Here is a 14001-nt window from a genome sequence, read left to right as displayed (position 1 = left end):
ATATAAATGTCAACAATTTTTGGTATCGATTTCAAAAAAGGCAATTTAATCACCGAAGAACTAAATTTGAAATTCTGTTTCTAATTCAAAACTAGTTTGAAAACTAGCGTAAAAATAAGGCATTGAATTAAAGAATGTTCACCATATCTTTTTAGCGTTACGCTTAAGAAAACGAAGGAGCCTTCTCACAAATGCCCACACGCCAGATCATCGAACAATCGCGCTTCAAAAAACATCTCAAGCACCTTCTCCAAGCCGGACGATTTACACAAGCGGACTATCAACAAGTATTGGACTACTTGCGTTCAGGCCAACCACTGCCGGAAAAGTATGACGATCATGTTATTAAGAAACGCAAAACCGATCGTGCACTGTTTATTAAGGGTAACTGGCTGTTGATCTATCGGCTTGAGACTGATGTTGTCCGCCTGCTAGATGTTGGCCGGCATGGGGAGGTTTAGAATTCTGACTTATCGAAAGCCTTGTCGATGCACATCATGCAATTTTGGCGTTGCCTCCCTTTTCCACATTGTTGCCGCCCGCTTTCCATGCTAAGCTGACTTCAAGAAGGGATGTGACTGCCATGTTTCGCTTGATCGCAGTCGATTTGGATGACACACTACTCGACTCGCACAAGCAGTTGTCGTCTGCCACCATCCGTGGGTTGAAGGCGGCGCAGGCTAAGGGGATTAAAATCGTTCCGTGCACCGGGCGACCGTTGCCGGGCGTTCGAACCACGTTGGACGCTTTGGGGCTGCATGGAGACGATCAGTATGTCATTGTTCAAGGCGGCGGGGTGGTACAGAGCACCAACGGCAAAATTATTGCCCAGAAGTTTCTGAATCATCAGGATTATCAGGACTTTTCGACTTTTGCGACCCATGTTTCGGCGGCCGAAATTGACAGCAACGTTATCACTCCTGCTGGCGACGTGTATACAGCTGATCGTAATATCAGCAAGTACACGGTTTTGCAGGCGTGGGAGAACCACGCCGGGATTAAGGTGCGTGAGCCTCAGGAAATGCCGAATGATTTTGTGATTGCTAAGGGCTTGTTGCTGGGTGAACCGGAAAATCTCGCTAAAATCCAACCGCAAGCTGAGGCGGAGTTTGGCAATCGTTTTACCGTCATCCGCAGTATGCCGTTCATGTTGGAAATCATGCCCCGCGGTGTCAACAAGGGCTGGGGATTGGCACAGCTGACCCAGTATCTGGGCTTGCATCCAGATGACGTGATCGCGTTTGGCGACGAACATAATGATTTGGATATGTTTGATTTTGCCGGCACCAGCGTTGCAGTCGCCAATGGTCGGGACGTTGTCAAAGACCAAGCTGATTACGTCACCGCCAGCAATGATGAAGATGGCGTGGTCCAGGCGTTGAAGCACTTCAAAATCATCTAAATTTGACTTGGTTAACCAAGCTATTCTGCAAAAGCGCTGTAGCAAGGCAGATAACTGCCCTTTGCAGCGTTTTTTTGGTACACTCGGTTTAGGCAAAGCTAAAATAAAATTGTGCGATAATTAATTGCAGTCAGCCATTGACGTCAGATTGTAACTATTCTAATATAGAGGTGGAATCGCGAGGTTGAAGGCGGTTACTACATACGAGGAGGAATTTATTGTGGACAAACCAAAGATTATTGTTGTTGGAGCATCACATGGTGGTCACCAAAGCGTTTTGGAGTTACTGCATCGGTATCCGGATGCTGATATTACCATGTTTGAAGCGGGTGATTTTGTTTCCTTTATGTCATGTGGGATGGAACTTTTCCTGGAAGACCAGGTGACGGACGTCAATGACGTGCGGAACTTCCGCCCGGATGATTTGATCAAGCGCGGCGCCCATGTCCTTAACAATCATGAGGTCACGGCGATCAACGCTGATGTCAAAACCGTGACTGTCCGCGACACGAAGAATGGCACGGCACAGGACTATCCTTACGATAAATTGATTCTGAGTTCCGGCGTGCGGCCGAATTCATTGCCAGTTCCTGGTAACGACTTGAAAAATATTTTCCTGATGCGCGGTTACGACTGGGCAACCAAAATTAAAGCAAAGCTGGAAGATCCGGCAGTTAAACATATTACGATTATCGGTGCCGGTTACATCGGTATTGAAGCGGCCGAAGCCAGCCGGAAAGCGGGCAAAGAAGTCACACTACTGGATATCATTGATCGGCCATTGGGCACTTATCTCGATCCGGATATGACCGACATTATCGCCAAGGAACTTACCGATAAAGGCGTTGAGCTTAAACTCGGCGTCAAAATCGAAAGCTTTGCCGGTGACGGTGCCGTCAGCGCCGTGAAGACCGATGCGGGCGATGTTGCGACGGATCTGGTCATTCAAGCTGCTGGGGTTAAGCCGGCAACGGAATGGCTGAAAGGTACTGTTGACCTTGACGACCGTGGCTTCATTAACACGGATCCATATCTGCGCACCAACCTGCCTGATGTATACGCTATCGGCGACGCAACACTGGTTTACGGGGTTGCCGCCCAGCAAAAGGTGCCGATTGCACTGGCAACGGTTGCCCGGCGTGAAGCACGCTATCTTGCGGCTAACATTTTTGCAGAACATCCGGCGCGTCCATTTGGCGGCGTGGTTGGCTCCAGCGCATTGAGCGTTTTCGATTATCATTTTGCGGCTACCGGTCTGAACACGTTCACAGCCGGCCGCTCAGGGGTTAAGGTTGACACCTCGTTCTATACGGATACCCTTCGCCCGGCCTATGTACCGGAAGGCAATGGTAATCCCCCGGTTTGCGTCAATCTTGTCTTTGACCCGCAAACTCATCGACTGCTCGGTGGCGCTGTTTTATCAACGTACGACGTCACTGCGCAAGGCAATGTCTTGGCGCTCGCCGTTCAACATGGCCTGAGCCTAGAAGATTTAGCCGAAGCCGACTTCTTCTTCCAACCTGGTTTCGACCGGCAGTGGAGCCTGCTGAACCTAGCTGCGCAACACGCATTAGGCGAACCCCGGTTTTAATCGACTATTGTTTATTTGACAAAAGGCATTTGGGCTAATGCCTTTCATCAGCCATGCAAAAAGGACCAAGCACTTTTCAATTGTGCTTGGCCCTTTTTCGTATGATCAATGTGCCGCCACAAACTTACGCAGCATACTTCGGCGCGCCTTCTTTTAATTGGCCATCGAGCAGTGTGAACTTTCGATCCGCAAACTGTTCCAGCCGGACATCGTGGGTGACAACGACGATAGCTTTGTTGTGTTTGTGGGCGAGGTCGGCTAACAGCTGGCCGACGATCGCGACCCGTGGGCTATCCAAAGCCGCGGTCGGTTCATCAGCGAGCACAATCGCTGGGTCCGGGTAAAGTGCCCGAGCAATAGCAACGCGTTGGGTCTGGCCCCCTGATAATGATGCCGGATATTGGTTTACCAAGTTGGCAATTCCTAAATCGTCTAGTAATGCTTCCAAGGCCTCATGACTGAGGTTGCCTTTTGGCTTGATCTTATCAACCAGCTTAAACTGTTCGCCGACCGTCAGATAAGGTACTAAGTTGTAAGACTGAAGCACAAAGCCGATGTTATCTAGACGTAGGGCATCGCGCGCCTTGCCGGACAATTGTTCAAGATTCTTCCCGGCAGTCGTGACCACCCCTTCAGTCGGCGTTTGAATACCGCCGGCGATGGTCAAAAATGTACTTTTACCTGAACCGGACGGACCTAATACCAATGATAGGCTGCCAGAATCAGCGCTAAAATTGACATCCTTGAGTACCTCAACGTTGCTTGTCGGGGTCTTGAAATTTTTAATAATGTGTTTTAATTCGATTGCTGACATAAGATCAACCTCCAATGGCGGTAACAGGATCGACTTTTAAAATGGTCCGGATGGGAATGATCGAACCGAGAAAACCGGTGAGCAGAATGCCGATGACGATGGCGACGTTAAGTTGAGGCGAGAAGATCATCGGGACGCCCATCGGCATGAACTGCGCCGTGACAGCCGTCAGCGCACCACCTAAGGCCAGACCTAATGTGACCAAAATCAGAGCTTGCGCAATGGTCGTGATGACCAACGTCCGGGACGGCACACCTTGCGCCCGCAATACCGCGTAGTTTGGCAGTTTTTGCATCGTCAAAATGTAGAGGAACACGGCGATGACAATCAGTGAAATCACAAACAGAAAGCCGATCATAAAGGTAAAGGTACTATTTTGGGCCGAATAACCGGGCAGTTTCTGGATAAAAGTATTCGCCGAGTAAGTCTTCAGGTCGCTTGTGTTGACTTGGAAATTGTTCGACTTGGAAACAATGCCGCTAGCCGTGAAGGTATTCGGCAGATTATGCAAGGTGCGCCAAGCGTTCATGGTGCCGTAAACAACCGGGGCGACGCTCATTTTGGCATTTTCGGTAAAACCAACAATGGTATAGCGCTTGCCTTTCGTGCTCAACTTAACCTTGTCGCCAAGCGCATAGCCTTTATCTTTGAATTCCGTATCCACCACAATTTGATGGTCGCCCTTAGCTCGATGGCCACTGACCAGTTTCATGTCCTTGCCAATATACTGATCCCAGTCAAGCCCGATCATGGTCGAGCGGATTTCGTCATGCTTGCTGCTGGTCGCGACTACGCCGATTGTTCCGACGTAAGCTTGCGACTTGCCTAAGTTGAGATCTTTGGTTTGTTGAGACGTCAACAACGATTGGCTCAAATTGATGTCCGAATCTTTTGCCAACACCACCCGCGACGTGTCCCACGAGTTAATCGCCTGCGTGTTCTGTTGCGACAACCCGTTGGCCAGTGCGCTCAGAATGAACACTAGGTAGGTGACCAACAGCATCATCGCGACGATCAGACCGTAGCGTAATTTTTCATGCCAGATTTCTTTTAATGAGAGATACATTGACTCACGACTCCTTCACGTGCAGCTGTAAAAGAGCTGCTTTCAAGTTTTTTAAAATTAAGTCCGCTTGCTCCGGATTGGCTAGGGCCTGGGAAATCGCACTGTGGCACAGCGTTGTGACGGCCCACTCGATCGCATTGGCAGCAATCGGCGGTTCGCCAACGGACACCATCCCGCTATTTTTGGTAAAATGCTGCCGGATAAAATCACGATCCTGGCTTTCATCAGCTTCCTGCAGAAAAGCAACCGTGGCGGCATATGGATCACGCCGCATTTCCGGCCCGGCGATCCCCGTGTGTAAGCGCCCAATCACTTCTTTAAAAGCGTATTGATACGCATCTTTCAAATCGCTGAAGTACTTATAAAACGCGCCGCGAGCGATGTCGGCCTGCTTGACGATCCGCGCGACTTGCGCCTGCGCCAATGGATACTTGGAAAATTCAGTTACCAGCGCAGCTAAAATACGTTGTTGTTTATTTTCATCTAAATGTTCAAACGTTGATAAAACCATCGTTATCCTCCTTGGTGACACCGTGTCACTGCTTAACATCCTGTAGTCTACACGGAAGGTGACACCGTGTCAACACTTTGGCAAAATTTTTTCATGAATGTTTTCAGCGACACGATTCAGTCTGCAAAAGCCTGTAGTTAAGGCATTCTGTCCACGCTAGTTTACGCACAAACAAAAACAATCATTGATTTAGCTATGTTCGCCAAATCAACGATTGTTCTTTTCGTCTTCAACTAATTCAACCGCAACTGATCGCCGGGATGAATCACACTGTAGATGGTTTTGCCATTCAAGGCGGCTAGGTTGTCCATGTTCAGGCCATACCGATGCGCAATCGCCCACCAGCTTTCGCCTGCCTGAACGCTATGATACCGGACGGTGGGCGCTCGAACCACGCCACCGTTGAGCTCACCTGAAAGTCGGGTCGTGTAGTGGCCGAAGAAATCATAACTCATGTCGACGCCTAGCCCATGAAAATTGTTGGTGAACTGCCACGTGCCCACATTGTCGATCCCCGGCTGATCAACGCCATAACTCGCGATCCATAAATTCTTGGGAATCAACGCCACCCGATCAAAACGGCCGGTTTTCATCCAGTTGGCCATCGTATAGAGATCTGTGTGAGGATACCCCAGCGACTTGACCGTTTGAATGAACACATTCGTCAAGCCGGTCAGGTCACCGGTTAATTCCGGTGCTTCCACATCTGCCGCCATCACACTCTGCGTCGATACTCCAAGCGCCCGCGCCGCCAAACCGAAAAACCGGCCTTCCGCAACCGCTTCGGCGCTATTGCGATAATGCGCATAATGATACGCATGCACCTGCATCCCCACCTTGCGCCCGGCCGCTAATTGGGCGACTGCTTTCGGATTCTGATAAGTGGTGCCTTCTGTCAGCTTCACCACCACCGCCTTGACGCCAAAATCGGCCAACTTACGAAACCAGCTCTCCGAATCCGGCTGCCAACTGCTGACATCTGCCATTAAAATCGCCATCTTTTCCCTCCTATCTCTCGTGCTTGCCTTCAAGCTTGACCATAAAAGTGCCCATATTCGTGATCAGCGTATCGAGTCGCCGTTCAATTCGCGTGAGTAAAATCACGGCAATGACAACACCAACTGCCTGATCCAAAACATACGTTAATAATTCCTTATCCATTTAAAAATTCCTCCAATTCGAGTTGCCGATATTTCGCCTGTATTTGCTTGCGCACTTTTAAAACCCGTTGCCGGCTCACCTGCAACTCCCCCGCAATACCGGTATCAGGTAAGCCAGCTAACCGCAGCTGCAAAACCCGCCGTTCTACCGGTGTCAAAATAGCTTCAAGCTGGCGCAACAGCTGCTTCAATTCCACTGACTGCTCCAAGCTAGCGGGTGACGTGGCCACGGTGGTCGTCTGCAACACTGCCGCATTGGCCGGTGCTTCTTCCAACTCCCGCCGATGCCGAACTTTTTGCATCCGTTGCATCAACGTGAGGAAAACAAACCGCCACGCCAGCTTGTTAAACTTGGTAATCGCTGCCTCATCCGTTAACGGATCGCGATACCGGCTGAAGTAGTTGAGATACACCAACATCCCCTCATCCCGCCAATCCTGAAAATCACTATGATGCGGTCGAATACCCAACTTCGCTAATGCACCGTAAACCACGGCTTGGTGCTCAAGAAACAACGAAAATCCTTTCTGTGCTACTGCCATCCTTCATCCAATCCGGCGCCTCATGTCTTTCGATATCGATAGGCGTAGTGTAACGGATGATGAAGGGGGTTGTCTGATCGCAATGAAGTGCCGTGAAGGTTGGTTTAATAAGGCTTGGCACTGATAGTTGGAGTTGGTTATTTGAAAAAGATTGTTGCGACGGCATTTTGCTGGAATGTATTGCGCAGAAAATTTTTGTTCAATTGTTTGTGGGAACAGCTACGTTGAAATTTTGGACAAGAAAAAGCGCGTCCAGGGAATTGCCCCAGACACGCCTGTTCTCACAACATATGCAGCCAACTTGGCTTATTTTGACATGGTTACATTATTCCTTGACCTGCAGAAAATCGGCCAGTACGCGGCGATCTGTTTTGAACTCATCTGTACTAATATTTGCCAGATCAAAATGATGAGCCTTGTTCAATCAATCTTCCGCGGACTCAGCTCGCCGCTCGAAATTGCCTTCCGAAAAGCCGAGGGCGACATGCTTCGCGCCTTCATAAACGCCTTTGCGAATTGCGGATAACTGGTAAATCCGACTTTGATCGCAATATCGCCGATCGCATCGTTAGTATTGCGCAACAACTCGATTGCCTGATTAATCCGCAGCTGCATCAAATAACTTTTCGGCGAAACGCCGAGATTGCTCATGAAAATGCGGTAAAGATAAGTACGCTCGACTTTAACGCGCGCTGCCACGTCATCAATTCTCAACGTGTTGTCCGCATACTCATTCTTAAGAATCTCAACGGCTTGCAATACATACTGCTGAGTAGGAAGCACGCCCAAGCGCGTCTCCTGCTGATAATCCTCAACCAAGGCACTCACAATTTCATAGAACTTCCCCAAAGCGCCATACAAATGATCACCGCTAAAATAATCGTAAGCCTCGCCAAATAAGCGATCCATTTGATGAACATCTTGATGCCTATAAACAAAATTGGTCTTCCCCAGGCCTGCAGCTCTAAAAACGGCCTCAGCGCCTGTCCCGCGAACGCCGATCCACCGATAACTCCACGGGTTGCCAATCAAGGGATAATAGTTGTTATCCGTAAAAGGCGGGATCAAAAAGCCCTGCCCGCGTGACAACTGGTGAATTTCGTTGTTAATAAAGAACAGCCCTTCGCCTTGAAGAATAAAATGCAGCAAGTAGTAATCCAGCTGTTCATACTGATAAGGCGCCCGCGGATGAACGTCCTCATACCCCACTTCAAAAACCGACAGTTCCGGACACACAAACTGATCCGTTCGCAGCCACTTGTTTTCCTTAAACATAATTCGAACCCGTTTCTTTCTATAGCGCTTACATGACCATAGCTTAACACTTAGAACCAGATTTCGCGCTCCGTTTCGTTATATTTTTAAGGCGAAAAAATAACCATTGTGAACCTTTTACGGATCGCAATGGTTATTGGTTGTTAAGGGCGGCGATTGAAAGCTGTTTGGGATGAGGTTTCTTCGGTGCCGTATATGTTGTGGTGGAGCATGTAATAGACGCTTGAAGACCAGCTAAAATTCATGGAATTGAGTCCGTTACCGTTTAAAGGATTGTAATTCTCACGAATAGGGCCGGTGCCATTTAGTCCTTGTGCATGATCAAAAAGTTTGTCCGTCAGCGCCAAAGCGTCCTTGGTGTACCCATAATTTTGCAACCCTTCAACACCAAACATCGCCTGGTCAAGCCAAACCGGTCCACGCCAATATTTCGTCGCGGTAAATTTCTTATTATCGCGCGAAGTAGTTGGCAAAGGCATGTAAGTATTGAACATCTTTTTGTTCATCATGACTTTTTCAACACCTTTTGCATGACTTGTTGTGGCTAAGTTAGCCCAAAGTGGAATCCAGCCTTCAGTTCCCTTGCCGCGATTGCTCAGCAACATAGACTGCTTCCCATTCACTTGGCGATCGTAATAGAATCCGGTCTTTTGATCATAAAAATCTTGGTTGATGACCTTTTTGAGGTTTGCTGCCTCAGTCGTATATTTGGTCACATCATCTTGTTTCTCCAAGACTTTTGCCATCAAGGTTAGGTAGCCTTTCTCTGCATATAAGTATGCGTTAAGATCGACTGATTCCTGATTAATGGAATACCCGACCACCTTGCCATCGCTATTCTTATCTTCCCGAATTTTGACGCCTTTGTCCGCCTTGCCAACACCTTTGGCATCAAAACGAACGGCATTGTCCATTCCGGATTCCCACGCCGAAGCCAGGATAATCGCCTTAGTATCTGGCTCCTTCTTGCCTTTAACTTTCTTAAAATGTAATGGATCAACTGTTGCGCCGTATTCAGCCAACCCATTCTTGTTGAAATCACGATTTGTGTACCACCAATTATGATAAGCAACGAGCTTCGGATACATCTCCGCAAGAAATTGCTTGTCATGGTTCTGTTGATATACCTGCCACACTGCCCATGCAGCTAATGGCGGCTTAGAATTGCGTTCGTTCCAATTAATGCCGTCACCGCCACGCTCTTTGTTCTTGTTGTAGAAAATGGCGTCAGGAATCATCCCGCTATCTTGAGGACGCACTTTATCACTGGTTTGAATCTGATAATCAAACAAAGCGCGAATCGTATTTTCCGCCAAGGTTGGATCAATTTCGGCCACGGCAGAAGCTTCTTTCCAAGAGTCCCAAGCCCATAATCCCACAAACCACTGATCGGACATCGATGGAACAATTCCGTCATGCTTTAAGGCTCCTGCAGGACTCATCCAGTTATTGATCAACGTCTCGACGCTTTTAATGGCGACCCGATCGCGTTTCTCTTTCTTCTTCACATTCTTTTGGTCAGAAGAAACAGCTTTGTTGAGGTAATTGTTCCAACGGGCTGCATTTTTTTCAAAATACTGTTTTGCATTGGTGAAGTAATCTTGATAGTTCGCTGTTTCTTTTGCTTGTTCTGCTGCATTAAAGACATAGGACTCTACCGTATATAAATCAGTTGTCCCTTTTGCAGCTAAACTGATCGAGTCTTTCATACTACTTTTGTACTGGTTGCCAGTAATTGTCGTTGTGACTGGTCGACTGTATGCCACAGTCACCTTGTTTTGATCGGTCGTCATGTAATAATTGTCATTACGAACTTTCTGGAAAGCAACTTGTACGCCGTCATTCGTCGCTACCAAATGCTGTTTTAAGGAGATATCCTTTTCCCCAGCACGTAATTTATTGATGATGTCCCCTGTCCAAGCACATTTGAGATCTAACGATTGCTCGGTTCTATTCTTTAACGTTGTTTGGATAAGCGCCGTCCGATTTGAAGTAAAAATCAAATTTAAAGTCACTTCAAGATCCTTAAACGTGTAAATCTGATTTAACCGTCCGGGATACGATGTGAATGTTGCCTTGGCATTTTTAAAACTGTATTTTTTACCAGTCTTGCGGTTAACCAAGTTGAGCTGCGAAAGCTGGTGCGACAGATTTACCGGATATTCTTCAGCGATAATCATTGGGCCAGGAAAACCGCCCAAGGTCGACGCAACCCGCTTGATTGGCTGATAATAGCCATGCCAAGCTCCTAAGTCTGAAAAATGTGAATACTTGTTAGTCGAAACGTCTTTATTTGCGGAATAAATATGTTTAGTTGGGTTCCCTCCAACATTTAACAGATTCGGATAATCGTTGATGGTATCTGCATGTACGACTGTCCCACGAGTTAACATGATGCCGCAGAAACATAAAATGAGACTCGCACAGCCAACAACCACGTACTTAATCAGCTTCTTCATTTTTTCCTCCAGTGGTTATTCTGATAAACCTCTTTAACCTTACCCTCGTAAAACTCGGAACTTTTTGAAATTGCGTTTATTTAAGTGACCTATTCCAAAATAGCTTCAAAATACTAGCGCCGTTCCCGGCGGCGTGTTAAATCAATCTGGTCAAGTGGAATCAGTTTGGTCTTATTTTTAACTTTGTAATAAACAAACAAACCGATAAATAGCGGTATCGACATATAGGAAATCAAGAGCCGCCGCCAAGCAAAACTAGTTAGCGACCCAATATCCTGACCAATGATCACAATCAAGCTCATCACCATCGCAAGCACTGGACCGACCGGGAACCATTTAGCGTGATAGGCCAACTCATTCAATGAATGACCTTGCTTGATGAATGCCCTACGGAAACGAAGATGCGAGATCGCAATCCCCAGCCACGCCAGAAATCCAGTCAATCCTGATGCTGCCACTAATAATTGATAGACCTCTGGGCCCATGATGCTGGTCAAAAAAGTCATGCCGCCAACCAGTGTGGTCAAAAGCAACGCAGCAATTGGTACGCCACGACGATTCGTCTTTTTAAAAATGCGCGGTGCAAACCCTGAGCCTGCCATCGCCCATAGCATGCGAGTCGAAGCATACATCCCCGAGTTGGCCGAAGACAACACCGACGTTAGAATCACAGCGTTCATGATACTAGCTGCTCCGGCCATCCCGATTCGGTTAAAAACCAGCGTGAATGGAGAAATAGCCACGTCATTAACCGAAGAGCCAAGCAAGTTGGGACTGGTATATGGGATGATCGCTGCGATGATGGCAATTGATAAAATGTAGAACAATAGGATACGCCAGAAAACCTGTTTGATTGCCTTGGGAATGCTGGTTTCCGGAGTCTCACTTTCTCCCGCTGTAATACCAATCAGTTCCGTACCTTGAAAGGAAAAGCCTGCTACCACAAATACCGAGAGCGTTGCGGGCAAGCCTCCGACAAAGGGTGCTGCGCCGGTTGTATAATTCCCCAAACCAACCGCACCATCACTGCCCATAATACCAACAATAGTCAAAACACCAACACCCAAGAAAACAATCACGGTTACAACTTTGACCAAAGATAGCCAGTACTCGGTCTCCGCAAACGACTTTGCAGAAACAAAATTGATGACAAAAATCAGCGCAAGGAAGCCAACCGAGATGCCCCATCCCGGTAAATTGGGTAACCAAAAGTGCATCACAATCGCGGTTGTTGAAACATCCACTGCTAAGGTAATCGCCCAATTCAGCCAATAATTCCATCCCAGCGCAAACCCCAAAGCCGGATCAACAAACCGACTGGCATATTCGGAAAACGATCCCGAAACCGGCGAATAAGTGGCCATCTCACCAAGACTGGTCATCAAGAAAAAGACCATCAAGCCAATCGCAATATACGCAACGATTGCTCCGCCCGGCCCAGCAGTAGCGATTGCACACCCGCTAGCAACAAACAGACCGGTGCCAATGCTGCCGCCTAACGCAATCATAGAAAGATGGCGTGTCTTTAACACGCGTTTAACCTGTGTCGATGCGATCATCTGTGCCAATGTTCGACCCCTTTTATCTTCCTCAAAAGCAGCTCAATGCACCAACATGGCCTCGGTAATTGCCGCGACCATGCCAATTCTTTAAAATTGAAAATCAACTTAATGGGATACTGGTTCAGCCTTTGCTAGCCGTTCGCGTTTTTCATAGCGATCCCAGTATATCCAAGCGACACCCATGAAAATCACCACACCAAGTACGTTGTATAGTAACGTGCCGATCGGGCTAGCAGTTCCTTTTGGTAAATGACCTGCCAGTTCCTCAGCAATCAGATGCGGGTCAGGCACAGTGGACATAAAGAAGACGAACAGGAAAACGCATAGCAGGAAAATCCCTGCAATCAACCCGACTGTTCGATTACCAAAGCGAAAGTCGCGCGGCATATCGTCTTTCTTCCATCGCAACATGATATAAGCAATCAACAGGAACAAGACTGGCAGTAAGGAAGTTGCGGCGGTCATGTTGATCAGGGTTTCCAAGAAGCTATCCAGATTACCAATGCCAAGCGCTGGCACGATCATCAGCAGCGTTACAACAAAGCCTTGCACGATCAGCGCATTCGTTGGATTACCTTCCTGATTGGTTTTGACCATCCATTTACCGAAGACACCTTCAGGAATTTCGGAGAAGAAGACTTTAACCGGCGCTGCTGTCCATAGGGCTAGAGATCCCAAACTCCCAATAAAGAGAATTAATCCAACGAGCCGGACCATCACATTACCAGGAATGTTAAAATGCGTGCCTAAAATCTTGAAAATATCAAAGATCCCATTGGAGAAGTTGCCGGCCAAAACTGACTTTGGAACAACGAAACCAACCGCGATAGCACCGAGAACATACATTAAGCCCACAATAAGGGTCGAAATAATCATAGTGCGTACAAAGGTCTTGTTGCCGCCTTTCGTATCCTTGATATAAACACCGATACTTTCGCCACCACCAACGGCCTGCAAAATCCACGCCATGGTCATGAAGAATGTCCAGTTAAACGTCGGGGTGATTGCCTTCATACTGAAGTCTTGAGCAGGCTTTTCGCCCATCCCCATGACGACCACAAAGGCAAGGACAACAAAGATCACGCCCATCAGTAATCGCGCAGTTCCGGCAAAATTGGTGACAGTCGAAATCCACGAGACCCCCTTAATACAAACCCACGTGGCTAACCAGAACAAAACAATTGACAGAATTGAGATAATTTTCGTCCCCATAGCCCCGCCAAAAACGTTATGGCCTAGCAACGCATATGAGCCATAAATCAGGGTGTTAGGCAACAATGAAACAAAGAAAAACAAATTGACGAAGAAATACGACCATGCTCCCAGGAAAGCGAACTTACTACCCAGTACACTTTCCAGCCAACTATGCACCCCTGACTCTTTATCAGAGTTAGCCGAAGCAAATTCAGCAATCATCAAAATGAACGGCAAGAAGTAGAAAAGGCTGCCAAAAATATAACCGGGAATTGTCGCAAGGCCAATTTGAATGCTGTTGTTGACGATGCTCGGAAAAGCAAACACCGCCGAGAAAGTCATCAACATTAAAGCAGCCGAACCTAACCGCTGCCGTGATTTATCTTCTGACATTGGAAAACACTTCCTTTCTTTATGACGTTTTC

General features: G+C 47.6%; 13 protein-coding genes. 3 read left to right on the top strand and 10 right to left on the bottom strand.

Features of this window, described 5'->3' with window-relative positions:
- The first annotated feature begins 191 nt into the window (after nucleotides 1–191).
- From LHUE1_RS07530 to LHUE1_RS07520, 3 genes are all read left to right on the top strand, one after another.
- Nucleotides 192–461 carry a type II toxin-antitoxin system RelE/ParE family toxin gene (locus LHUE1_RS07530; RefSeq protein WP_049170752.1) on the top strand — a complete coding sequence of 90 codons (270 nt, stop codon included), beginning with the start codon at nucleotides 192–194 and terminating at the stop codon, nucleotides 459–461.
- Nucleotides 462–583: 122 nt separating this feature from the next.
- Nucleotides 584–1402 (top strand): Cof-type HAD-IIB family hydrolase, encoded by an 819-nt coding sequence (locus LHUE1_RS07525; protein ID WP_049170749.1) that lies wholly within the window; start codon nucleotides 584–586, stop codon nucleotides 1400–1402.
- 220 nt (nucleotides 1403–1622) lie between these two features.
- Nucleotides 1623–2993 carry an FAD-dependent oxidoreductase gene (locus LHUE1_RS07520; protein ID WP_217774609.1) on the top strand — a complete coding sequence of 457 codons (1371 nt, stop codon included), beginning with the start codon at nucleotides 1623–1625 and terminating at the stop codon, nucleotides 2991–2993.
- Between the two features lie 124 nt (nucleotides 2994–3117).
- Here LHUE1_RS07520 and LHUE1_RS07515 read toward each other — a convergent pair whose 3' ends face one another.
- The 10 genes from LHUE1_RS07515 to LHUE1_RS07470 all read right to left on the bottom strand — a co-directional run bounded on the left by LHUE1_RS07515 (nucleotide 3118) and on the right by LHUE1_RS07470 (nucleotide 13969).
- Nucleotides 3118–3807, bottom strand: coding sequence for an ABC transporter ATP-binding protein (locus tag LHUE1_RS07515; protein WP_010492914.1), 690 nt, complete (start codon nucleotides 3805–3807; stop codon nucleotides 3118–3120).
- A 4-nt stretch (nucleotides 3808–3811) separates the two neighbouring features.
- Nucleotides 3812–4873: an ABC transporter permease gene (locus tag LHUE1_RS07510; protein ID WP_049170744.1), complete on the bottom strand. Its 1062-nt coding sequence runs from the start codon at nucleotides 4871–4873 to the stop codon at nucleotides 3812–3814.
- A 4-nt stretch (nucleotides 4874–4877) separates the two neighbouring features.
- Nucleotides 4878–5384 carry a TetR/AcrR family transcriptional regulator gene (locus tag LHUE1_RS07505; RefSeq protein ID WP_049170741.1) on the bottom strand — a complete coding sequence of 169 codons (507 nt, stop codon included), beginning with the start codon at nucleotides 5382–5384 and terminating at the stop codon, nucleotides 4878–4880.
- Nucleotides 5385–5617: 233 nt separating this feature from the next.
- Nucleotides 5618–6382 (bottom strand): GH25 family lysozyme, encoded by a 765-nt coding sequence (locus tag LHUE1_RS07500; RefSeq protein WP_049170739.1) that lies wholly within the window; start codon nucleotides 6380–6382, stop codon nucleotides 5618–5620.
- A 10-nt stretch (nucleotides 6383–6392) separates the two neighbouring features.
- Complete coding sequence (locus tag LHUE1_RS07495; protein WP_010492908.1) at nucleotides 6393–6545, bottom strand: YvrJ family protein; 153 nt, start codon at nucleotides 6543–6545, stop codon at nucleotides 6393–6395.
- Nucleotides 6538–7086 (bottom strand): sigma-70 RNA polymerase sigma factor region 4 domain-containing protein, encoded by a 549-nt coding sequence (locus LHUE1_RS07490; RefSeq protein WP_049170736.1) that lies wholly within the window; start codon nucleotides 7084–7086, stop codon nucleotides 6538–6540. Before LHUE1_RS07490 ends, LHUE1_RS07495 begins: the two co-directional genes overlap by 8 nt.
- 420 nt (nucleotides 7087–7506) lie before the next feature.
- Complete coding sequence (locus LHUE1_RS07485; RefSeq protein WP_049170734.1) at nucleotides 7507–8361, bottom strand: AraC family transcriptional regulator; 855 nt, start codon at nucleotides 8359–8361, stop codon at nucleotides 7507–7509.
- Nucleotides 8362–8504: 143 nt separating this feature from the next.
- Nucleotides 8505–10820 (bottom strand): MGH1-like glycoside hydrolase domain-containing protein, encoded by a 2316-nt coding sequence (locus LHUE1_RS07480; RefSeq protein ID WP_049170731.1) that lies wholly within the window; start codon nucleotides 10818–10820, stop codon nucleotides 8505–8507.
- Between the two features lie 113 nt (nucleotides 10821–10933).
- The gene (locus LHUE1_RS07475) at nucleotides 10934–12388 is read right to left on the bottom strand and encodes an amino acid permease (RefSeq protein WP_049170728.1); all 1455 of its coding nucleotides are present in this window, start codon (nucleotides 12386–12388) and stop codon (nucleotides 10934–10936) included.
- A 99-nt stretch (nucleotides 12389–12487) separates the two neighbouring features.
- Complete coding sequence (locus LHUE1_RS07470; protein ID WP_049170725.1) at nucleotides 12488–13969, bottom strand: amino acid permease; 1482 nt, start codon at nucleotides 13967–13969, stop codon at nucleotides 12488–12490.
- Nucleotides 13970–14001 lie beyond the last annotated feature (32 nt).

This window comes from Lacticaseibacillus huelsenbergensis (assembly GCF_029726355.1).
Classification (GTDB): domain Bacteria; phylum Bacillota; class Bacilli; order Lactobacillales; family Lactobacillaceae; genus Lacticaseibacillus; species Lacticaseibacillus casei.
The sequence above is the reverse complement of the archived record's forward strand: the minus strand, read 5'-3'. Positions and strand labels throughout refer to the sequence as shown.